We start from the raw sequence: 20,728 nt of genomic DNA, 5'->3' as shown, positions 1-20,728 counted from the left end.
GACCGCGCTCGACAGCGTATTTCTGCCGCACCCGCATCCGGGGGGGTCGAAGTGGCAGGAATGAAGGCGGCGGCGCGGCGCTCGCGCGGGCTGCTCGGCGACGGCCGCGAGCTCGGCGCGATCTGCCCCGGTGGGTTCGGCCGAGCCGCACGTTGCGACGCTCGGCGAGGACCGGGCCGGGCGATCCCGCCGAGGACGAGGGCCACGGGGCGGCCCGGGCCGGTCGGGCTGCTCAAGGGGGCCGAGCTCGGCGAGCCGCAAGGGGTCGATCGGGCCCTCGCCGAAGGGCCGGGCCTCGGCGCGAAATCTTCCCCGAGGCGCGCGGGCCTGGACCGCGCTCGACAGCGTATTTCTGCCGCACCCGCATCCGGGGGGGTCGAAGTGGCAGGAATGAAGGCGGCGGCGCGGCGCTCGCGCGGGCTGCTCGGCGACGGCCGCGAGCTCGGCGCGATCTGCCCCGGTGGGTTCGGCCGAGCCGCACGTTGCGACGCTCGGCGAGGACCGGGCCGGGCGATCCCGCCGAGGACGAGGGCCACGGGGCGGCCCGGGCCGGTCGGGCTGCTCAAGGGGGCCGAGCTCGGCGAGCCGCAAGGGGTCGATCGGGCCCTCGCCGAAGGGCCGGGCCTCGGCGCGAAATCTTCCCCGAGGCGCGCGGGCCTGGACCGCGGGCGGCATTTTATTTTCCCGCGTGGTTCTGCTGGGTTGCGCGTGGGGCGCGGCAGAAAGGGCGCGGAGCTGGTCGGCTTCCTTCAACCTGGGCGAGGTGCGTTGTGAGCGGGTTGCGGTCGAACTGGGGCGCGTCGGTCGAGGCTGCGGTGTGGGGTTCGTCTGGCGAGGCCGGGGACGACGGCGAGGCGGAGGCCACTCCGCGCGCGCGGAAGCGAGGGGTGGCGGGACGCGGAGCGGTGGTTGGGCTGGCGGAGGCGGCGCTCGTGCTCGGCATGCGGCCCGAGGGGAGCGGGTGGCGGCGCCGAATACTGCGGCGGTTGCGGGCGATGGAGTGGGAGTTCGGGGTGAAGCTGTGCACCGCTCGGAAGGGTCGAGGCGGGACCCTTGTGAGCCTTGATGGCCTGCGGCAAGCTTGTCCTTTACCCTTTGTGGGTGCCGACCAAATCGAGGTCTTGCACGCAAGAGTGCGGAACCTTGAGAAGCGCATGGCCGAAGCAGAGCGAGCGTTGGGGCATAACCGAAGTCTCGTGGGTGAAAGCTTAGGCGCTAGAAAAGCCGTTTCCTTAGCAGCGAAACGGCAAACAGAAGCTTGACAGACGTGACGTTAGAAGGCTAGCCTACAAAGCAAAGACTCCGATACCATACCGAGGGCGCCGGCCATGACCGTAAAACTGTTTGCTTCCAATGTCGACATTGCATCGGAAAGTGTCATCGAGCCGCAGGATGTAATCGACGCCATTGCAACACTCGACTTACAGAGGAAGCTGTGTGCACCACTGTCTGCGCCCGGACAAGGACCAGATTTTTTTCTAAACTGGGCTGGTGAGGAGTTAAAGGAGGCTGCTAGCTCTTCGGATCCAAATGCGAAGAACCGCAAATACTACAATGCTGCGGTATACTCAAAGGGGGCTGTGGAGTGCCTGGTGGACTGGTACCTATCAAAGCTTATGCTCAATTTCACCATCTCGCCCTTTGCCGGAATTGCACAAAAACTAGAGGCCTTAGATTCCGAATCGCTCCTCGGCATCAGCTTTTCGCTTTTCAACGACATTGTATTTGAGCCCAGAAACAGAGGGATACACAAATTCGAACTCGTGGAGGAGAAAGAGGCCAAACATGGTCGCGACCTGGCCCGCCTGACGATCACAAACTGCGTTCACCACGTGCCCCCCGGAGAAGCCCCGATAATTTACGGAAACGTCCTTGCCTATAGGGGCAACGAGGCTCTGGAGAAGATTGGGAAAGAAAGATTTCCCTGGAAGGATGGCGAGGTGTTTTATTTCGCCGGAGTCGGGGCTGTTGGTGACTACGCCGTCTTGCTGGACCGCGAGCATGCAGACGGCAGACTCTCGATTCTCCATTGCGTCGACGATGGGAAGGTCGATGCGCGTCACTGCACGATCCGCAACAACTTTACATCTGAGCAGATTCGGTCCATTTTTAATCTTCTGGAGCGATCAAAACCGAAACCCATCGGCGGCTTCGATGAAGGGGAAATTCGTTCGGTTATAGAAACCCTACTCCCCGACCGAAGACCAACAAAACGCAAAGCCAGGGTCAAGTAGCATTAGCAATTGCTTAACGAGCTGGGATGCGGCGAATAGTCGACAGTCGAGCGGAGCCATCCAGCGTTCCGTCGGCGGCATTAGACCGACAACGGCCCACAACCGGCACATTCCCTCCCAAAAGGGAAGAGGCATGCCCCCACCCCCCGCCCCGAGTCCCCTCAAGCCCGCTAGCGCCGCGTCGTGCGCGAAGTCCTCGGCGCTCGCGGCCGCTTCTGTGAGTGCTGCGGCGTCCCTGCCCGCCACGTTCATCACATCATCCCCTGCTCCGTCTCCGGCATCGCCTCCGAGCTGGTCTTCGATCCGGCCAAGCTTCGCGCGGATACCCACCATGTGATAGGTAGGCACCCAAACTCAGGTTGACTCCGATGGCGTTGCCTGATATGGCGAAAGCAGCGTGCACGCTCACCAATGCACACCAAGTCGAACTGGGAGACGTTACAATGTTATCAGTGGGACTCCATGATTGGCAGAATGCTGTAGAGCGCGTCACTCCCCACGTCGTAAAAATCGCCACACCTCAAGGATGGGGAAGCGGGTTTTTGCTCACTCGAATGGGCACAACGGAACTCGTTGGCATCGCGACAGCGGCACATGTAATCGATCATGCTCATGACTGGCAGGAGCCGATCCGAATTTATCATCAGTACTCCGGCACATCCGAACTGCTTCACCACGACCAGCGGGCAATAACAATCGCTGAAGACCAGGATGCGGCAGCGATCTTGTTCGTCAACAAGTCGCTACGACTGCCGGAGAAGCCGCTCGACCTCGTACCCGAGGGAAACTGGCTACGAATCGGGAACGAGGTGGGCTGGCTGGGCTATCCAGGCATCGCCGAAGATACAATGTGCTTCTTTTCAGGCCGCGTAAGCGCGTTCGACGGAAAGAAGAAGACATATCTCATTGATGGCGTAGCAATAAATGGCGTAAGCGGGGGCCCAACCTTCTTGGTTGCCAATGACCTTGTGCGCATCATTGGTACCGTTACCGCCTACCAATACAATCGAACGGTAGGCCAAGCGCTCCCTGGACTCTCCATCGTGACCGACGTGTCACACTTACAACAAACAATATCACAGCTAAGATCAATGGAGGAGGCGCAAAGAAAAGAGTCTGACCCACAACCGCCTGGAATTGAAGGCGCGACCTGACCAGCAGACTGGTTGCCACGCATTCAGCAAGGGACCGCAAACGCACCACATCCGGCCCATTCCCTCCCAAGAGGGAAGAGGCATGCCCCCCACCCCCCGCCCCGAGACCCCCCAAGCCCGCTACCGCCGCGTCGTCCGCGAAGTACTCCAGGCTCGCGGCCGCCTCTGTGAGTGCTGCGGCGTCCCTGCCCGCCACGTTCATCACATCATCCCCTGCTCCGTCTCCGGCATCGCCTCCGAGCTGGTCTTCGATCCGGCCAACCTGATCGTGATCTGCAACGACTGCCACATGCTCATGCACCCGCTCATCCGGAGGCCCTCATGGACGAAAGCCGCGAAAGGCCGCGGGATCGCGCTCAACCGTTGACCCCCGAGGAGGCCGAGCGCGCCTCCGCCGAAGGACGCCCGGTCCCGAACCCGGATCCGCCTCGGCTCGATGCCGACGTCAAGACCCTCCGCTGGCTCCTCCGCGTCGAGAAACGCCGGCTCAAGGAGGCCGTGCGCATCGAGCGGGAGCGGCGGATCGTCTTCCCCGAAACGAGCGTGATCCTCCGCGATGTGCATCGGCTCCTCGATGCCATCGCCATTCGCGAAGGTCGCCTCTCCTCGCGCACGGCCACGGCGCCCGAACCCGGGCGCTTCGAGGGCGGCGGGAGCGGCGGGCCGAGACCTCGGGACGAATTCGACGATTTCCGCGCGCTCCTGGAGTAGCCATGTCCGGTCGCCCCTCGCTGCGTACACCGGAGGTCGAGAAACAGATCCTCGATGCGCTCCGGCTCGGTCAACTGCATCGCCCGACCGTCTGCAAGCTCGTGGGCATCTCCCCCCGCACGCTCCGGGCCTGGCGGAATCAGGATCCCGAATTCGACACGAAGCTCCGGGCCGCGGAGGCGAAGGGGGAGGCGCGGCTCGCGCTCATCGCGACGCAGGGCGCGGAGGAGGATCCTCGCCTCGCGCTCGATTTGCTCCGGGCGCGGTATCCCGAGCGCTGGGGCCGAAAGCACGCGCAGATCGAGGCGCAGGTAAAGCTCGATGGCGAGCGTCCGCCCGGCCTTCCGCGCGCGCTCCGGCCCGCGTGGGATGCCGCGGTCAAAAGCAACTGGAAGGACCGCGCGCCATGCCGCGAGCTGGAAATCTGGTGGGCGACGGGGCAGACGGAACGGCCGGCGCAAATCGAGGCGCTGCGGCAGCTCCTCGGCGAGCTCGAGGCCGAAGCGGGAGGCAAAGACGATGGGCCCAAAGGGGGCGCTACCTGATACACGGGCCGGCGTCTGGATGATGGCACAGCGGGCGCGGGTCGCTGCGTCGCCATCCGATGGTCTGGCGGAGTTCGTGCCGGCGATAACGCCGGGGTATTCGCGGCCCGATCATCTCGCCCCCCTGGTCGAGCTGCTCGAGCGCGCGCGCCGCGAGCCTGTCCGCGCGGTGGTCCACGCTCCTCCCCGGCACGGGAAGACGGACACTGTGCTCCATGCGATTGCGTGGTATCTGCGGAAGGATCCGGACCTCGCGATTGCGTACGCCACGTACGGGATCGAGCTGGCCAACAGCAAGAGCCGCGACGCGCGAGGCATTGCCCGAGCGGCGGGCGTCGTGCTCGATGCCGGGGCGAAAGGCGTCGGCGAGTGGCGCACGCGCGAGGGTGGGCGGGCGGTGTTTACTGCGCTGAATGGCTCGCTGACGGGCAAGGGGTTCCGGGTCCTCTTCGTGGACGACCCTTTCAAGAACCGGATCCAGGCTGAAAGCCCGACCTACCGCGCGCGGATCTGGGACCTCTGGCAGGGCTCGACGATCAACCGCGTCGAGCCGGGCGGGAGCGCGATCGTCCTTGCCACGCGGTGGCATCCCGAGGACCTCTCCGGGCGGCTGATCTCCCAGGGCTGGCAATACCTCCGCCTCCCGGCGCTCTCCGACGACGGGCGCGCGCTCTGGCCCGAACGCTGGCCCGCCGAGGAGCTGCAACAACGGCGGCGCGAGGTCGGGGAGTACACGTGGGCCTCGCTTTATCAGGGCGTTCCGCGGCCGCGGGGCGGGGCCGTGTTCAACACGGAGCCGGCCCTCTACACGCCCGAGGCCCTCGGGGAGGTGCGGGAGTATCGCGACGGGATCGGCGTCGATTTCGCGTATACCGCGCGGAAGCATGCGGATTACTCGTCCGCGGTGGTCATGCGGTCGCATGAACCCGAGCGGGGGCGGCGCGTGTACTACGTCCTCGACTGCCTGCGGAAGCAGGTCCTCGCTCCCGAGTTCGCGGCGGACGGGGCGCGGCTGCAACGGGTGCACGGGGGATGCAAGGCGATGGGCTACGTCACGGTGTTCGAAAAGATGATCGTGCCCTTCATGTCGGATCGGGGCTTCGTGGTCGAGGCGCGCCGCGTGAAGGCGGACAAGTTCACGCGCGCGCAACCCTACGCCGCATCCTGGAACGATGGCCGCGTGCTCCTCCCCGAGGACGTGGGCCCAGATTCGTGGGTCAACGTCTTCCTGGCGGAGCATCTCCGGTTCACGGGGCAGGATGACGACGAGGACGACCAGGTCGACGCCGGCGCGGCCGCGCACGATCTGCTTTCCTCGCCCGCGGGGCGGATCGCGGGCTCGTTCTCCGCGGCGAACAAGCGGCCGGTGAAGCTGACGAGGTACACCCGATGAATCGCGCCCCTCGCGTTCGATACGCCCAGCACATTTTCGCGCCGTTGATGGGCTGGGATAACGATCGCGTCCGGCAGGCGCTCGAACGGCATGAAGCGGGGGATTTCCGCGAGTCGGCGGACCTCGCCGAAGCGCTCTTGACGGACGAGCGGCTCGATGGCGCTCTGCAACAACGAATCGACGGTCTGCTCGCGCTGCCGCTCTCCTTCGAGGTCTCCACCGAGACGGGCGACACGGCGGCGGCGGGGCTCGCGCAACGCAAGGCGGCCGAGGTCTGGTGGCGCTTCTGTCCCGAGCCTGTGCTCCGTGACGTCCTCAAGTGGCTGATCATGCTCGGCGTCGCGGTCGTGCAACTGAATTGGACCGAGGAGCGGGGGCAATGGCTGCCGCTGCTCGAGGTCTGGCATCCGCGCGATTTGTGGTTCGATGGGCACGAGATCACCTACAAGGTCGGGACTCCGACGGCGCAGATCGGCATCGCCTTGGATCCGTACAAGTGGGCCGTTTTCGCCTCGGGGAGCCAAACCCCCTGGATGAACGGCGCTGTCCGGCGGGTCGCGATGTACTACCTCGCGAAACAACAGATGTTCACGGATTGGGCCCATTACTCCGAGGTCTACGGGCATCCCACGCGGGTCGGGAAGTACCCCGCGGCGCTCGATGAGAGTGACGAGACGGCGCGAGAACGGGACGCGTACCAGGACGCGCTCGTGAATGCGGGCAAGTCACCGGTGATCATGCTCCCGGTGGACATCGACAGCGAGGGTAAGGCGGCGGCGGGCTGGGGCTACGAGCTCGTCCAGGCGGACGGCGCGAGCGCGGTCGAGGTCTTCGAGCGCGGGATCCGGTACTGCGACAGCGCGGCCGCGATGGCAATCCTCCGGCAGACCCTCACCATGGAGCCTGCGCCGATCGGCTCGCACGCGCTCGGGAAGGTGCACAACGCGGTTCGTCACGAGGGGAAGCGGGCGGACACCGAAGGCCTCGCGACGACGGGGCACTTCGAGGTGCTGCGCCCGTGGGCGCTCTTCAACTTCGGAGACGAGCGGCTCGCGCCCTGGCCGAAGTGGGACACGAGGACGCCCGAGGAGCGCGAGGCGCAAGCCGAGGCCGAGGTGCTCGAGGCGCGGCGGCGGGCCGACGTGGCGAAGGCGGAGGCGGAGGCGCGGCGCGCGGTCGCGGAGGCGAGGAAGGCGGAGGCGGCCGCGGAGGCGGAGGCGGCGAGGCTCCGGGCTGAGGTGCTCGGGCGGTTCGCGGAGGCGGTGACGGTGCTCGAGGGGGGGAAGATGGCGGGGAAGGTCGAGCTGGAGGAGTTGGCGCGGGGGTTTGGGGTGCCACTGGCGCGCGACCCAACCGATCCTTAACCCGAGGGCAACATGAGGCTACGGTGCTGTATCATTCTTGGGCGGGAGTTGTCGCAGCCGCTCAAGCTCTCCGAATAGGTTGTCAACGCGCATCATCGTCTGTTCTATGTTGCGCTGCGATTCGGCCACATTTTTAGCGAGTGCCTGCCTTTGCGCGTCTGCATCGACGGGCGGGGGAGGGAATCGAAATCTGATCCGGCCCCCATCATGCGTGAACTGCTGAATGTCCCGGAGACACTGAGCGACTCGGTTCTCTAACTCATTCCGCTCGGTAGACCCACGAAGCCAGCCGTTTTCGTCCAACAATTTTTCAGCCATCCCTGCAATCGCAGTACCGAGCTCCTTATCGGCGGCCTCTTCGACTGCGTTTGCATGACTGACATCCACGCGCTCAAACTTCCTGATCTCCAAAGCCAGCTTTCGCATTTGCAGCGACTTTTCGCGCACGGCGAATATTTTCTCAACGATCGTAGCAATACCAGCGGTAGCGCCTATAAGCACACCGATATCCACAATCAATGACCCGCTGTTTACATCCCTCAATTGCGGCGACTCAATCGGGGCACGCGTCAACTCGCAAAACACAGCAGCTATATGGTCCCAGGTGCGCGCTTGTCGGTACAGGTCCTGTAGGGTATTAATCGAAGCCTCTCGACGGAAGGTTATGGTTACGTTAGCTCTGCTGGGGTCGTCCTTTGGGGAGCGAACAACGTGGTTGCCTATCGCGGCCAAGGCAATTGCGCAACGCTGCTTCAATTGGCCTATCTGGGCTGCAATTTGCTGCACTCCCTGAGCAGCAGTGGCGGGGTCGAGCGTCTGTTGCTGCAAAACCTTGTCGAGCGCGGCAGCCGCGTCTCTACCCACTAACCCCTGCGCCTCCACTTGCACAAAAACCCGTCGCCGTGCCGGCCCCCAGTCCTCCGGTGGCTCAAGGCTATTTTGCACGCGCACCAAGTTTTCGCGCAATTGGACCACTTGGTTATTCAAGGGGACCACTTGCTGGCGAGCACTGGGCGCAATCTGTGACGCCTGTTGAAGCAATGCGCCCAATTGTGTATACGCACTTACAAGATCGGTTTTGTTGAGGCCCTCGATCAGGTACTTCAAGACCTCGACAACATCCTCTAGCTGCATCGAAACGCTCCCTCGCCAGCCTGCCGTGATCGGTAGCACACTACCGCGCGGGAAGGTAAGTGGGATCGAGTGCTTTGAAACCCTAGCCATCGTGATCAAGATCACGATTCAGGCTGGCGCCTGGCGTTTTGGCGCCCACTGGGGAACGCGTTGCTCGCTGGCTGTGGCCCATCTCGGCTCGTCAGCGAAGCGTGATCGCAGGTCACAAAACGGTCACCTTTGGCCCTTTTCAAGAGGGGGTGAGGTCCCCTCACCATTTCCCCCATGCCCCGCACGTCCCGCGCCACCCTCCGCCTTGTCGATCTCTCCGGTGACCCCCCCGGTGAGGTCCTCCTCTTCCGCGCGGGCGTAAACAAGTCGTACAAGGGCCTCCTTCTCTTCGATGAGGAAGCCGCCCGCCGCGTCCTCGCCGACTTCGAGGCGCACGGCGCCGAGCTTTTCTTCGACTACGATCACGCGTCCCTTTACGGCTTCTCGAAGGGCGCGGGCGAGGCGGCGGCGTGGTTCCGGCCCGAGGTCCGCGAGGGCGCGCTTTGGGCGGTCGATGTCCGCTGGACCGAGGAGGCCGCGGAGAAGGTCCGGGCGCGGAAGTACCGCTACATCTCGCCCGCGGTCGATTACGAGCTCGATAGCAACCGGATCACGCGGCTGATCAACGTCGCGCTGACGAATTTGCCCGCTTCGCACGGGCTTCCGCCGCTGATGGCGGCTTCGCAGGGAGCAGAAGGCATGCTGGAAGGCGCGCTCGCGCATATCGCCTCGGCGCTCGGGCTCGATCCCGACGCGGCGACCGAGGACGACGTGATCAAGGCGTTTGACGATCACATGGCCGAGGACGGCGGTGACGAGGGGGACGACGCGCTCAAGGACAGTCACGCGGCGGAGGCTCTCGCACAAATCCGCATGCTGACCGGGAAGGCGACGACGCGCGAGGCGCTCGCGGCGGCGGCCGTGGAGCTCCAAGCAGCGCGCGCGGCGTCCGTGGAGGACGAGATCCGGGGGCTTGTGGACCGGGGCGTGGCGACGAAGCTCATTCCCGAGGCGGGCCGCGAGGCGTTCCTCAAGCTCGGCCGGAAGGACCTCGACGCGCTGCGGGAGCTCGTCGGGAGCACGGGCGAGGAAGGCGAGCGGGAGAAGCCGAAAGAGAATCCGCCGAAGGACGCTCCCCCGAAGAAACCCGCGGCGAAGCCCTCGCCACCGGCGACGCGGTATCAGCAGGCGACGCTCGCGGCACGCACCCGTCGGAATGGGGAGTTCGATCTTCAGGTGGCGAAAACGCTGCGGATCGATCCCGCCGCGATGGACGAGGGCGACGATTGAAGGAGGGTGCTGAGCCATGGTTCGCGACGTGAAGCGATACGGGATCGGCGTCTGCGTCGAGAGGCTCGCGCCCGGCATGAAGGCCGGCGCGGTGATTGAGGAAGGCAATATCGTCTGCGTGGATGCCTCGGGCTACGCGCTCGAGGCGACGGAGGCGGCGGATCTGCGGCCCGTCGGTCGGGCCTGCGAGACGAAGGACAACAGCGCGGGCCAGGACGGCGCCGAGCGGATCAACTGCGAGCCAGGGACGTTCCTGCTCCAGAATTCGAACGGGGCCGATGCGGTCACCATGGCCGATTTTCTGAAGGACGTGTTTTTCGTGAACGGGGGCCGCGTCGCGAAGACGAGCGGCGGCGGGAAACGCTCGGTGGCCGGAAAGATGATGGGGCTCGACGGGGGCCGCGTCGCGGTCTCCATCGGGCCGCGGTGACGCGAGGAAGGGCGTTCGATGATCATCACGAGTTCGAGCCTTCGGGCGATGTTCAAGGGCTTCCAAGTCCTCTTCAAGAGCGGGATGGGCATGGCGGAGCCCTGGGGCTCGAAGGTCGCTCGCACGCTCCCGAGCACGGGCGAGGAGGAGACCTATTCCTGGCTGACCGCGATCCCGGGCCTCCGGCATTGGGTCGGGCCGCGCGTGGTCGAGAACCTACGCTCGCGAAGCTTCACGATCAAAAACAAGCCCTTCGAGAAGACCCTCGGCGTTGAGCGGGAGAAGATCGAGGATGACAAATACGGGATGTATGGCGACTATGCGAGCCTGCTCGGGCAGCAAGCCGCGAAGCATCCCGACGACTGCATCGCGCCGATCCTCCTTTACGGCGAGCAAACGAGCTTCCTCGATCCCCTCGTCGGACCGGTCTCGCTCGTCGTATACGATGGCCAGCCTGTCTTTTCCGAGGTGCATCCGGTCGATCAAGATGATCCGGATTCACCCGTCCAGGCGAATTATTACCCCTCGGGGATGGCTCTCACGCCTGAGAATTACGAGCTCGTCCGCGCGAACATGCGTTCGCTCGTCGACGTGAACGGCCGGCGGATCGGGATCAAGCCGGATACCCTGATCGTGAGCCCGCAGAAGGAAGGCGCGGCGAAGCGCATCGTCGAAGCCGAGACGATCGCCCGCGGCGGGGCGCAGGAGGACAACATCAATCAGGGGACCGCCGAGGTGCTCGTGATCGATGAGCTGAGCGATTCCCCCGGGGTCTGGTTCCTCGCCATGCTGAAAAATCAGTTGATGCGGCCGATCATCTGGCAGGAACGGCAGAAGCCGCGGTTTCAGGCGCTCATGAACGGGAGCGAGTACGCGTTCGTCAATAACCAATACCTCGCGGGGGTCGACTGCCGGGGCAACGCTGCACCGGCCGTCTGGCAAAGCATCGCGAAATGTCGCCCGTAGGGCCCGGAGGGAAAGACGATGGTCATCGTTACGTGTGTTCCGCCTCCCGGATATGACTCCTACCGCTGCGGGTGGCGCGAGGAGGAGCGCGACGGGAAAAAGGTTCGGATCGGGCTCTGCTGGAAGGCCGGGGCGACCGAGCTGCCGGATGATGCGTTGACGCGCGAGCAAATCGAAATGCTGAAGCGTGATCCCGGGAAGCGGGTCACGGTGCGGGAGCTACCGGGCGTCGAGCATGGGCGCGATGCGCGCGGGAAGGCGTCGGGGAAGGAGCCGACCGAGGCGAAGGGCAAGGCGCCGAAGGAGGGCGGCGAGGAGCCGTGAACACGTACGCCACGCTCTCGCAATTGTATGCGCTCGGCGTGAATGCAGAGGCGCTGGCGCGTGTGCCCGTCGCGGACCAACTCGAAGGGATCGAGGCGGCTTCGCGCAAGGTGGACACGTACCTCGCGGACCTCAATCCGCCGCTTGCGGTGTTTACCGGGGCGATCGTCGAGGCAACGGCGGCGATTGCAGCGTACATGCTCATGTCCGCCTCGGGGTTCGATCCCGAGCACGACGACTCGAAGAACCTGCGTCAAAGGTACCTCGACCAGATCCACTGGCTCGAAGGGCTCGACGGCGGGAAGAAACTCCCGGGCGCGGTGGGGCAATCGGGCACGGGTGGGAAGCGGCTCGGCCCGCGGGTGCGCGCGGCGGAGCTGCGCGGCTGGGAACGGGGATGGCGAGGAGGGCGGCGGCCATGAAGCTGTCACGGGTCGCGGGGCGTGGGCTGCTCGAAATGGCGAAGGGGCTTCGAGGTCTCTCGAATGGCTCCCATCAAACGGAGCTGCAGAAGACCCTCGGAAAGGAAGCCGTCGAGCTCGTGCGGGATGGCATCGAGTCCGGGCGCTCGCCCGATGGGGACGCCTGGCCGAAGCGCGCGGCGGATAGCGCGCTCGCGCTGCAACCCCTCGCGGCACACGTCGAGTATCGTCCGCTTCCGCCGAACCCTTTCGAGTGCGCCGTCGAGGTGCGGGTCAATCACTGGACCGCGCATTTCGCGCAACGGGGGACGCTCCAGCATGGGGTCATCCATAACCCCGAGCGGCCGCTCGTTCCCGATGGGCAACCCCCTCCGGGGTGGATTGCACGCATCCGCGCGAGCGCCGGTGTCGCGTTCTCCGCCGCGGTGCGGCGCGCGGTCAAGGGGGAGTGATGGGCGGCTGGGACGAGACGAGCCTCGGGCGGTTCGCCAAGGAGCTGCATGAGAAAATGAACGTGCAGGGCCTCGATCTAGCGATCGGAAAGGACGAGGGGCGTGGGCTCGCCTCGCCCGCGCGGCTGATCGTCTCGGTGCCGGAACATGAGGACCTCGAACCCCCGGCGCAGCAAGGCGGAGCGGGGAAACACGTCTGCGAGGATCGCGTGATCGAAGCGACGTTCACGGTCTGGGGGAGCTCACCCGCGGAGGCCGAAGGCGTTTATCTCCGACTCCTGCAATCCGTGCGGGAGCTCGGGGTGAGCCGGCGGGCGCGCGGATATGGGCGCGTGCAGTGGATCGCGGGCGCGGGGCGCGCAGGTTCGGCGGGGGTCAAGGTGGTCGTTCCGATGTCGATCCGCCTAGCCGTGGTGGATGTCGATCTGCGGCATGCGCTGATCCTGAAAGCCTCGGCCGAGGGGGAGACGGCGGCGCCCGATGGCTCGAAACGTGAGGGGTTCTGATGCCGAGCGCTGAAATCACCTTCACCGAATATGGGCCGGCAGGCGAGCCGGCATCCGCTGCGCGGGTGGTCGCGAAAGTGGGCGTCTGCTCGGCCGGCTCGAAGAATACCGTTTATGCCTTTGATGTCCCCTCCCCCGTCGCGAAAGCGCTCGGCGAGGGACCACTCGCGGAAGCCACGGCGCAAGCGGTCCGCGTCTCGAAGCAACGCACGCTCGCGGTTCCGATCGAGGCGAGCATTCCGGGCGTGCTCGGGCCGCTGATGCAAACCGGACCGGGGCCGGCGCTCCTGCTCTCGGGTGCTCCTACGGATGCAGCGGCCGTGCGTGTGCGCATTACAAATAGCGGGCCGCAAGGCGTTGGGCGATTTCGCGTGTCCATTTCGGGCACGGCGGCCGGCGCGCAGGTGGTTCCGCGGTTCGGGACCGAACTCGTGATTCCGACACGAAAGGCGGCCGAGGTGACCGGGACGCGGGACCTGTCGCGGCTCACCTATGCGAAACCGGCCATCGTCCGCGGGGACAAGGACCTCGGTGCCTCGGGCCTGTACGGGTCGGGCGGCTTGCTCGATGGGAAGAACATCGAGGCGAAGCTCCACGGCGCCGAGGTGTCGTGCGTGCTCGAGGGGCCGAAGGACGGGACGGCGCTGCTCGCGCAGTTGTCGAACGCGTTCGCCGCGTGCGTGTTCTCGCTCGACGTGGGCGCGCGGCTGGTGTGGACCTCGAAGGCCATCGGAAAGGCGGTGACGATCGAGGTCCTCGGCGGCTCCGCGCTCGGCGCGCTCGGCCTGGTGGTCGGCCTGAAGCAAGGCGAGGCGGGGGACCTCGACGGGACGACGCTCGATTTGCAGGAGGACACGGGCGAGGCCCAAACCGTCGAGTTCAAGGAGCCGCCTGCCGATCCTGCGGCGGTCGTCGCGGCGTTCGGGAAGGTCAATAACGTCGCGGCGTCGCTCGTGGCTCCGGCCTCGAAGCTGCGACTTTCGAGCAAGACGATCGGCGAGGGGTCGAGGCTCGTAGTCCTCGGCGGAAGCGCGCTCGAATTGCTCGGGCTTCCGAAAACGGACGTGAAGGGCCGCGAGGCGGACCATAAGATCCCGGGCGTTGGCGTTACGATCCAGTTTCCCGCTGCTGCGTTCGTCAAGGATACCGAATACGCCTTCGCGTGCTATGCGCCGGGCTTCTCCATCGAGGCCGTGATCGAGGCGATCGACAAGCTCGTCCACGTGAAGGCGGATTTCCGGATCCTGCACGTCGTCGGCGAGCTTGCGGACGCAGCGGAAACGAGGGCGCTCGCGGAGGCCCTGGACACGAAGATCGCCGAGCTCGAGGCGCTGAAGCGGCCGATCGTTGCGATCATCGGTGCGCCGCTCGGCGAGACGGACGAAGCTCTCGCGGAGGCCTTCGAGGGCTTCACCTCGCGGCGCGTGTGCGTCTGTGCGCGGGGCGCTTGGCTCCGCGGTGGGACGCTCCAAGGGTCCTTCTTGCGGTCGCAATCATGGACGGCGGCGTATAAGGCGGCGGCGGTGCGGTTCTCTTCAGACCTCGGGAACCACGACGACGGCCCGTTGAAGGAGGTCGACGCGCTTCCGGTGGACGAGGGTCTCGCGACGGTGAAGCTCCGGGCGGCGCGGTTTACGGTCATGGATACGAGCGGGGGAAACGTGTACTTCGCCCGCGGTTTCACGATGGCGGACGAGCGGAGCCGCTATCGGGATCTCAACGTGACGCGTGTCATGATCGAGGCCTACCTCGCGGCGCAACCGATCCTCGACAACGAGATCAACAACGATCCGCCCCTGAACGAGGATGGCACCCTCGAAACGAATACCGCGGGGGCCATCGATCGAGCTGTCACGAATGCATTGACAAGCGCGCTGACACCCGACCACGCGAGCGCGGTCCGGGCGCGCGTCATCCGCACGGACAACATCTTCGAGACGAATTTCCTTCGGGCGACGATGACCGTAGTCCCGCGGGGACAAATCTACGGGGTCTCGGCCGATCTCGGGCCGGGGCTGTTGACGGACAACGAGGAGGAGGGCGGCTAATATGGGCCACACCGTGACGACTCCGCGCGGCGAATTCGCCCACGATGATCTGACGATCACGGCGATCCTCCACAACGGTAAGCGGCACACGTTCACCACGTGTTCCTCGCTCACCTACGGAAATGGCCTTTCCTCCAGCACGGTCGGCGGCACGCAACCGGGACCGAAGGCGCACGGGGGCCGGAAGGCTGAGCCGAAGTGCGAAATGGAGATTTCCCGCGGCGAGGAGGACGAGCTACGCGGTAAGCAGGGGGACGGCTGGATCTATCGAACGGTGGATCTGCAAATCGTCTATTCGCTCCCGGGTCGGCCGGACATCATCGATCGCGTGGAGACGTGGCTGCCGCTCGGGGATGAAACGTCGTCACAGACCGGGGATCCATCCATGACGAAGCTCGAAGGGAATTGCCTCAAGGTGATCAAGAACGGGATCGATCCGTTCAAGAAACCGAGGAGCTGAGGAAATGCGCAAGCTGACGGATGAGGTGCGGGCAGAGCTCCGGCGGACGCACGGCGGGGATCTGCGGCTGATCGAGGTCGAGGATCGCGAGGGGGTGGCGGTCGTGGTGAAGCCTCCGACGCGGAAGGCGTGGGCGGCGGCTTTCGATGGGCTTTCCAAGCCTGCGGGGCGTCCGGATGCACTCCACAACCTGCTGATCGATTGCGTAGCCTGGCCCGATGCGGCGGCGCTCTCGACGGTGCTCGAGGACGTTCCGGCGCTGTCTGAGCTCGCCTGGCCTGTCCTCGCGGAGCTCGCCGGGGCGCCCGAGGACGAGCTGCAAACGATCCCGCTCGGGAAGCTCGGATCCGACGACTGGATCACGCTCGCGGCGGCGGGCCTGGCGGAGGCGAGGTGCGCCGAGCTCGCGGCCGAAGCGCGCGGGGCCTCGCAACGCGTGGCGCTGCGGATGGCGACGGGCCTGTGGCTCCTGAAGTGTCCGAGCTCCTCGCAATACACGGCGGCTCGACGGCTGACCGCACAAGGCAAGGTCTTCGAGGGGCTCTACCGGCTCTCGCTCAACGCGATCGAATGGCCGACGAGTGAAGCCGTGGCGGCGGTCTTCGAGCGCGCGCCGGGGCTCGCGAGCGCGGTCGGCGAGGTGGTGATGGAGCTGGCCGGCGCGGGGGCAAAGCTTCGCGTGGGGGGGATCTGAGCCTGCTGCGACAGGCGCGAACCGATCCGGGCCTGGTCGCGGACGGGCTCCTCGAACTGTGCGGCGCCGATCCGGACTCCGAGCCGGCGCGCGCCGCGGCGCTCATGATTGCGGCTTTTCTTCAGTCGAACATCAAGTGGTCTGATCCATGACGGTCTCGGAAAAGGTCGCTCTGCGCGAAGATGTGGCGCGGCCCGCGGCAAAGGCGGCGGAGAGCGTGGAACGCCTTGCGGGCGCGCTGGGCGAGCTCGGGTCCGTGAACGTCGACGCGGGCGCGGCGGCGAAGATCGAGCGCACAGCGAAGGCGGCGAGCGCGGCGCAGGACAGGGCGACCGAGGCAGCGAAGCGGGCGGCCGCGGTCCGGGAAGCGGCGACGAAGACCGAGGGGAAGGCGCGGGAGGCGGCCGAACGCGTGGCGAATGCGACGCGCGAGGCGGAGGACAAGGCGGCGGCGACGGCGAAGAAAGCGGCGGCGCTGCGGGAACAGTCGAACAAGGCGGCGGAAAAGGCTGAGGAAGCCGCTGCGCGGGCGGCGCGGTTGCGGGAGACGGGCGTCGCATCGGAGAAGGCGGACCGGGACGCGGCGAAGGCGGCGGCGAAGGCGGCGCGCCTCCGGGCGAGCGCGGACCGGGCCGAAGAGGCGGCGCGGGAGCGCTCGGCGGCTGCGACGCGGGCGCAGTCGTCCGCGGAGCGGCAAGCCGAACGGCTGGGCGCGAAGGCCGCGCGGCAAAGATTGGCGGCCGAGCGCGCGGAAGCAACGGCGAAGAAGCGCGCGGCTTCCGCGGAGCGCGCGCAATCCGCCGCGAGCGAGGCGAGGAGCAAGGCCGAGGAGGCCAGCGCGAAGCGCGCGGCGAAGGCCAAGAAAGATGCTGACAAGGCGGCAGCGCGGGAGGCCAAGAAGCTTCCTCCGGGGATGAGCAAGACGGAGAAGCGCTTGCTGGATTCGATTCAGAAGTTCAACCCGGGGCAGGAACGGCGCGAGGCCATGCTGGAAAGGCAACTGCGCAAGATGAAGGAGGGGGCGCGCGTCGGTGTTGATGAGCCGGCCAACGATGGTTTCGGTGGCGGATGGGAGACCTTCAAGCGCGGCGCGAAAGCGGCGGCGCTCGCGGAGATTGCATCGGAGGTCGCCTCGGCGGGGGCGCGGGCGGCGTTTGATCTGGGGTCGGCGGCCGTGGATGCGGCGGCTTTTCGGGAGGACGCGACGCGGGCGCTCGGGGTGCTGCTAAAAAGCAAGAGCGCCGCGGATGGGGCGCTGCGAATCGCAACGCAAACGGCCGATTTCATTGGGCAGGGTCGTCGGGAGACCCTCGGCCAATTCGTGGATCTGCTCGGAAAGGGATTCGACACAACGCAGGTCGATCGTATCGTCCGCTCGATCGCCGACCTCGGCACGGTCAACCCGAGCGCGAACGTGGATGGCATCGTCCGCGCGATGGGGAAGATCAAGGCCCAGGGGTATTTGCAAGGGGACGAGCTCGCCATGCTCACCGAGGCCGGGCTCGCGGCGGACAAGGTGTACGGAAAGCTCGCCGAAAGACTCGGGAAGAGCCTCGAAGAAGTGAAACGGATGCAAGGTGCTGGAAAGCTCGGGGCGGCCGATACCATCGAGGCGATCCTTGCGGCGATCAACGAGCTGTCGGGCGGACGGGCAGCGGGGCTCGCGGCGCGTGCGAAGTCTCTCGAAGACATCACGGGGCTTCTCGGGCGGCTCCGAGCTATCCCCGGGAACCTGCTCATGGACCTCGACGTGACCCCGGGAATGCGGTCCTTCAAGGCGTTCGTGGGGGGCGTGCTCGATAGCCTCGATCCCTCGGGGCCGCGCTGGGGAAGGATAACGGGCGCGCTCGGGCGCGTGATCAACTCGGCGTTCGGCGGGCTCTTCGACGAGCAGGATCCCGGGAAGTTCATCGATCGCGTGGTCGAGAAGATAGAGCAGGCCGAGCCCATCATTTCGGCGGTCGTCTCCGGCTTCCGGACGGGGTTCGGCGGCGTCCTCGGCGTCTTCGAGAAACTCGATTCGCTCAGCGCGGGCCCGTTCGGCGAGCTGGCGAAGGTGCTCGGGATCGAAAAGGTGCCGTGGATAGAGCTCGTGGCCAAGGGCGTGGGGCTCATCGCGGGCGTGGCGGGTGTGGCGCTAGGGGTGATCGGAATTCTTGCGGGGAAGTGGGCCTCGTTCGTCGGCTCTATCTACGTGGGGCTCTTCGGCATTTATGGCGCGCTCGTCACGGTCTACGAGATGATCGAAGGCCTATTCACTGGCGAGGGGCTCTACGGGGCGGGGCAATCTGCCGCGATCTCGCTCGTCGATGGATTCGTCGGTAGTATCCGCGCGGGCGCGGTTGCGGTCGCGTCAGCGGTGAAGGCGATGGCCGGCGGAGCCATCTCCACGGCGAAGAGTACGCTCGGCATCGCGAGTCCCTCGCGCGTCTTCGAGGGGATCGGCTGGAACATGGCCAGCGGCGCCGAGGTGGGCATCACAGGCGGCGCGGGTCGCGTCGTCCGCGCGGCGGAGGCCATGGCGTTCGCAGCGACGCGGGCGGCGAACGACAACATCGTGGGCCCCTCGAAGACGGCCGGCGTCGGCGGCTCGGGGATCGGCTCGAGCGCGGGCGCGCAAACCGGGCGCGGGGGCGTGTTCAGCGGCGAACGCGTGACGATCAATGTCGAGAAGATCGAGATCGTTATCCAAGGCAGCGCGACGGAGCGCGATGGGGAAGCCGTCGCCCGCGGGCTCTGGGCCGAGCTGCAACGTCTCGCCGAGGAGGCTGCCTGATGCCGATCCCCGCGCCGAGCGATAACCCGGAGGTCTGGGATACCGTGACCCTCGGGCCGGGCGATCTTCCGCCAAACCCTCGCGAGGGGACGGCAACACTCAAGGTACAACCGAAAGCGAAGCTCGATACGAAGCGGAAGGCCGGCGCGTCGAAGCCGACCACGACGAATGCAGCGCGCGAGCTCGCCGAGGTGACGATCACCGTGCGTTTCACCGAGGCCCTATGGCCCGACATGGAGGCAGCGATCGAGCGGCTGCAACCGGGGAGCGGGCCGCACAAGATCGGGCATCCGAAATGCCGCCTCGCGAAGATCAACGCGGTCTCCATCGAGTCTTACGAGGGGCCCGATTGGGACGAGTTCCAAGTCGGGACGATCGTCTGGCACTGCAAGGAATGGGCGCCACCGCCGCCGCCCGAGGTTGCGGCGAAGAAGCCGGATGCCGTGCAAACGCCAAGCACGGCGGTTCCGTATGAAAACAAGCCGTGGCATGAGGTAAAGCCAGGGAGCACGGTCGCGCACAAGGGCATCGGCGCGCTCTTCGCAACTGCGGCGGCGAAAGCCGTGGTGGGAGCGAACCGGCCGTGAGCCTGGTTCAGATCGGCGCACTCGAAGTGATTTCGCTACGGCTCTCGATGCCGCTCGCGGGGGCCTGGACCGCGGAAGCCGAGGTGGACACGGGCGAGCCCTTGGCGGGCTCGGTCGTGATCGCCATGGGCGTAGAGGAAGCCACGCCGGTCGAGTTCGCGGGGACCGTACTCGAAAGTCGGGCGTTCGAGGGGCGCGCGCGGGCCTTCATCGTCGGCGGGCGCGGAGGCCTGCGGCGCGAGCTCCCTCCGAGGCAATATCAACTCGCGCCGCTTCGCCTCGTCGTCTCGGCGATCCTCCGCGAGGCCGGCGAGGAGGCGGGCGAGCTCGAAGGGCTCGACGGGCTGCCGCTGCTCGCGCGGTGGGTTCGCGCGCGGGCACGGGCCGCGGAAGCGCTCAACGTGGTTTGTCGACGGGCGGGCGTCTCGTGGCGGGTTCGGCGGAACGGTACAATCCGCGTCGGCGTCGAAGGCTGGCTCCCCTACCCCGGCCGGCGGTTCTGCGTCTCGGAAGACGGCGCGCACGCGCGGGCGGTGTTCGCGCAAGAGGCTCCGGACATCGAGCCGGGGATGCTGCTCGAGGGCCGGCGCGTCGGGCGCGTGGTTCATCGGGTGGACGACGCGGGGGCATTCCGGACGGAGGTCGTCTTTGAGGAGGGCGGGCCATGACTGCGACGCGCGAGAAGGAGATTTTGCGGCGGATCGTGGCGCAAGCGCTCCCGGTTCCGCTGCAATACCTCACGACCCATGATGCCACGGTCGTAGCGCAAGCGGCCGACGGGACGCTCGATCTGCGCCTCGATGCCGCGGACATGCCTGGTTTGTCGGGCGTCCCGATATGGCTCGGTCTGCCGGGGATCCGCGTCGAGGTGGCGAAGGGGGCGCGCGTAAAGGTCGGGTTCTCCGAGGGGGATCCGGCCAAGCCCTTCGCGGGCTTGTGGGAGACGGATACGGCCATGATCCGGATCATCCTCGGCGGTGGAACGAAGGCCGTTGCGCGGGTCGACGATTCCACGGATTCCGGGACGCTCGTCCTCCGCACTGTCACGGAGCCGGCGTCCCTCTGCACGATCGAATGGAAACCGCCCGGCTCGACGGTTGCGATCGTCCTCGGGACGCTCGGCGTTCAGGTCTCCGGCCCCTCAGTCGTGGAGATCCCGATCCAGGGGAAGATCACGAGCGGGCTCGCCTCGCTGCTGGGATAGGCCG

At 66.3% G+C, this 20,728-nt stretch carries 22 protein-coding genes; 21 read left to right on the top strand and 1 reads right to left on the bottom strand.

The genetic code is table 11. From position 1 onward, the window contains the following. Positions 1-1,328: 1,328 nt before the first annotated feature. The 7 genes from KEG57_RS29100 (at position 1,329) to KEG57_RS29070 (ending at position 7,401) form a co-directional block, all read left to right on the top strand. On the top strand, positions 1,329-2,234 hold the full coding sequence (locus KEG57_RS29100; RefSeq protein ID WP_272459044.1) for a hypothetical protein: 906 nt from the start codon (positions 1,329-1,331) through the stop codon (positions 2,232-2,234). Positions 2,235-2,602: 368 nt separating this feature from the next. Then, a complete protein-coding gene (locus KEG57_RS29095) occupies positions 2,603-3,388 on the top strand; it encodes a S1 family peptidase (protein WP_272459043.1) in 786 nt (261 codons plus the stop codon). Between the two features lie 82 nt (positions 3,389-3,470). After that, positions 3,471-3,755 carry an HNH endonuclease signature motif containing protein gene (locus KEG57_RS29090; protein ID WP_272459042.1) on the top strand — a complete coding sequence of 95 codons (285 nt, stop codon included), beginning with the start codon at positions 3,471-3,473 and terminating at the stop codon, positions 3,753-3,755. Beyond that, the gene (locus tag KEG57_RS29085; protein ID WP_272459041.1) at positions 3,752-4,099 is read left to right on the top strand and encodes a hypothetical protein; all 348 of its coding nucleotides are present in this window, start codon (positions 3,752-3,754) and stop codon (positions 4,097-4,099) included. The genes KEG57_RS29090 and KEG57_RS29085 overlap by 4 nt, the downstream gene beginning before the upstream one ends. A gap of 2 nt (positions 4,100-4,101) precedes the next feature. Then, positions 4,102-4,644, top strand: coding sequence for a hypothetical protein (locus KEG57_RS29080; RefSeq protein ID WP_272459040.1), 543 nt, complete (start codon positions 4,102-4,104; stop codon positions 4,642-4,644). 76 nt (positions 4,645-4,720) lie between these two features. After that, the gene (locus KEG57_RS29075; protein ID WP_272459039.1) at positions 4,721-6,037 is read left to right on the top strand and encodes a terminase large subunit domain-containing protein; all 1,317 of its coding nucleotides are present in this window, start codon (positions 4,721-4,723) and stop codon (positions 6,035-6,037) included. Further along, positions 6,034-7,401: a phage portal protein family protein gene (locus tag KEG57_RS29070; RefSeq protein ID WP_272459038.1), complete on the top strand. Its 1,368-nt coding sequence runs from the start codon at positions 6,034-6,036 to the stop codon at positions 7,399-7,401. The genes KEG57_RS29075 and KEG57_RS29070 overlap by 4 nt, the downstream gene beginning before the upstream one ends. 18 nt (positions 7,402-7,419) lie before the next feature. On the opposite strand, the gene KEG57_RS29065 is transcribed toward KEG57_RS29070, so the two are convergent. Next, positions 7,420-8,535: a hypothetical protein gene (locus tag KEG57_RS29065; RefSeq protein WP_272459037.1), complete on the bottom strand. Its 1,116-nt coding sequence runs from the start codon at positions 8,533-8,535 to the stop codon at positions 7,420-7,422. A gap of 264 nt (positions 8,536-8,799) precedes the next feature. Between KEG57_RS29065 and KEG57_RS29060 the strand changes: the two genes are divergently transcribed. The 14 genes from KEG57_RS29060 to KEG57_RS28995 all read left to right on the top strand — a co-directional run bounded on the left by KEG57_RS29060 (position 8,800) and on the right by KEG57_RS28995 (position 20,724). Continuing rightward, positions 8,800-9,855, top strand: coding sequence for a phage protease (locus KEG57_RS29060; protein WP_272459036.1), 1,056 nt, complete (start codon positions 8,800-8,802; stop codon positions 9,853-9,855). A 16-nt stretch (positions 9,856-9,871) separates the two neighbouring features. Beyond that, on the top strand, positions 9,872-10,285 hold the full coding sequence (locus KEG57_RS29055; RefSeq protein WP_272459035.1) for a hypothetical protein: 414 nt from the start codon (positions 9,872-9,874) through the stop codon (positions 10,283-10,285). Between the two features lie 18 nt (positions 10,286-10,303). Beyond that, positions 10,304-11,251, top strand: coding sequence for a Mu-like prophage major head subunit gpT family protein (locus KEG57_RS29050; RefSeq protein WP_272459034.1), 948 nt, complete (start codon positions 10,304-10,306; stop codon positions 11,249-11,251). Between the two features lie 18 nt (positions 11,252-11,269). Then, complete coding sequence (locus tag KEG57_RS29045) at positions 11,270-11,575, top strand: HI1506-related protein (RefSeq protein WP_272459033.1); 306 nt, start codon at positions 11,270-11,272, stop codon at positions 11,573-11,575. Continuing rightward, the gene (locus tag KEG57_RS29040) at positions 11,572-11,997 is read left to right on the top strand and encodes a phage protein Gp36 family protein (RefSeq protein WP_272459032.1); all 426 of its coding nucleotides are present in this window, start codon (positions 11,572-11,574) and stop codon (positions 11,995-11,997) included. The genes KEG57_RS29045 and KEG57_RS29040 overlap by 4 nt, the downstream gene beginning before the upstream one ends. Continuing rightward, positions 11,994-12,449 (top strand): hypothetical protein, encoded by a 456-nt coding sequence (locus tag KEG57_RS29035; protein ID WP_272459031.1) that lies wholly within the window; start codon positions 11,994-11,996, stop codon positions 12,447-12,449. Before KEG57_RS29040 ends, KEG57_RS29035 begins: the two co-directional genes overlap by 4 nt. After that, positions 12,449-12,955, top strand: coding sequence for a hypothetical protein (locus KEG57_RS29030; RefSeq protein WP_272459030.1), 507 nt, complete (start codon positions 12,449-12,451; stop codon positions 12,953-12,955). Before KEG57_RS29035 ends, KEG57_RS29030 begins: the two co-directional genes overlap by 1 nt. Continuing rightward, positions 12,955-15,003 carry a phage tail sheath protein gene (locus KEG57_RS29025; RefSeq protein ID WP_272459029.1) on the top strand — a complete coding sequence of 683 codons (2,049 nt, stop codon included), beginning with the start codon at positions 12,955-12,957 and terminating at the stop codon, positions 15,001-15,003. Before KEG57_RS29030 ends, KEG57_RS29025 begins: the two co-directional genes overlap by 1 nt. A gap of 13 nt (positions 15,004-15,016) precedes the next feature. After that, complete coding sequence (locus KEG57_RS29020; protein ID WP_272459028.1) at positions 15,017-15,463, top strand: hypothetical protein; 447 nt, start codon at positions 15,017-15,019, stop codon at positions 15,461-15,463. 4 nt (positions 15,464-15,467) lie between these two features. Next, positions 15,468-16,157 carry a hypothetical protein gene (locus tag KEG57_RS29015; protein WP_272459027.1) on the top strand — a complete coding sequence of 230 codons (690 nt, stop codon included), beginning with the start codon at positions 15,468-15,470 and terminating at the stop codon, positions 16,155-16,157. A 148-nt stretch (positions 16,158-16,305) separates the two neighbouring features. Then, a complete protein-coding gene (locus KEG57_RS29010) occupies positions 16,306-18,933 on the top strand; it encodes a tape measure protein (protein WP_272459026.1) in 2,628 nt (875 codons plus the stop codon). Continuing rightward, positions 18,933-19,520: a hypothetical protein gene (locus KEG57_RS29005; RefSeq protein ID WP_272459025.1), complete on the top strand. Its 588-nt coding sequence runs from the start codon at positions 18,933-18,935 to the stop codon at positions 19,518-19,520. Before KEG57_RS29010 ends, KEG57_RS29005 begins: the two co-directional genes overlap by 1 nt. After that, complete coding sequence (locus tag KEG57_RS29000) at positions 19,517-20,188, top strand: hypothetical protein (RefSeq protein WP_272459024.1); 672 nt, start codon at positions 19,517-19,519, stop codon at positions 20,186-20,188. The genes KEG57_RS29005 and KEG57_RS29000 overlap by 4 nt, the downstream gene beginning before the upstream one ends. After that, a complete protein-coding gene (locus KEG57_RS28995) occupies positions 20,185-20,724 on the top strand; it encodes a hypothetical protein (protein ID WP_272459023.1) in 540 nt (179 codons plus the stop codon). The genes KEG57_RS29000 and KEG57_RS28995 overlap by 4 nt, the downstream gene beginning before the upstream one ends. The last annotated feature ends 4 nt before the right edge of the window (positions 20,725-20,728 follow it).

The sequence above is a fragment of the Polyangium jinanense genome (genome assembly GCF_028435365.1).
The sequence above is the reverse complement of the archived record's forward strand: the minus strand, read 5'-3'. Positions and strand labels throughout refer to the sequence as shown.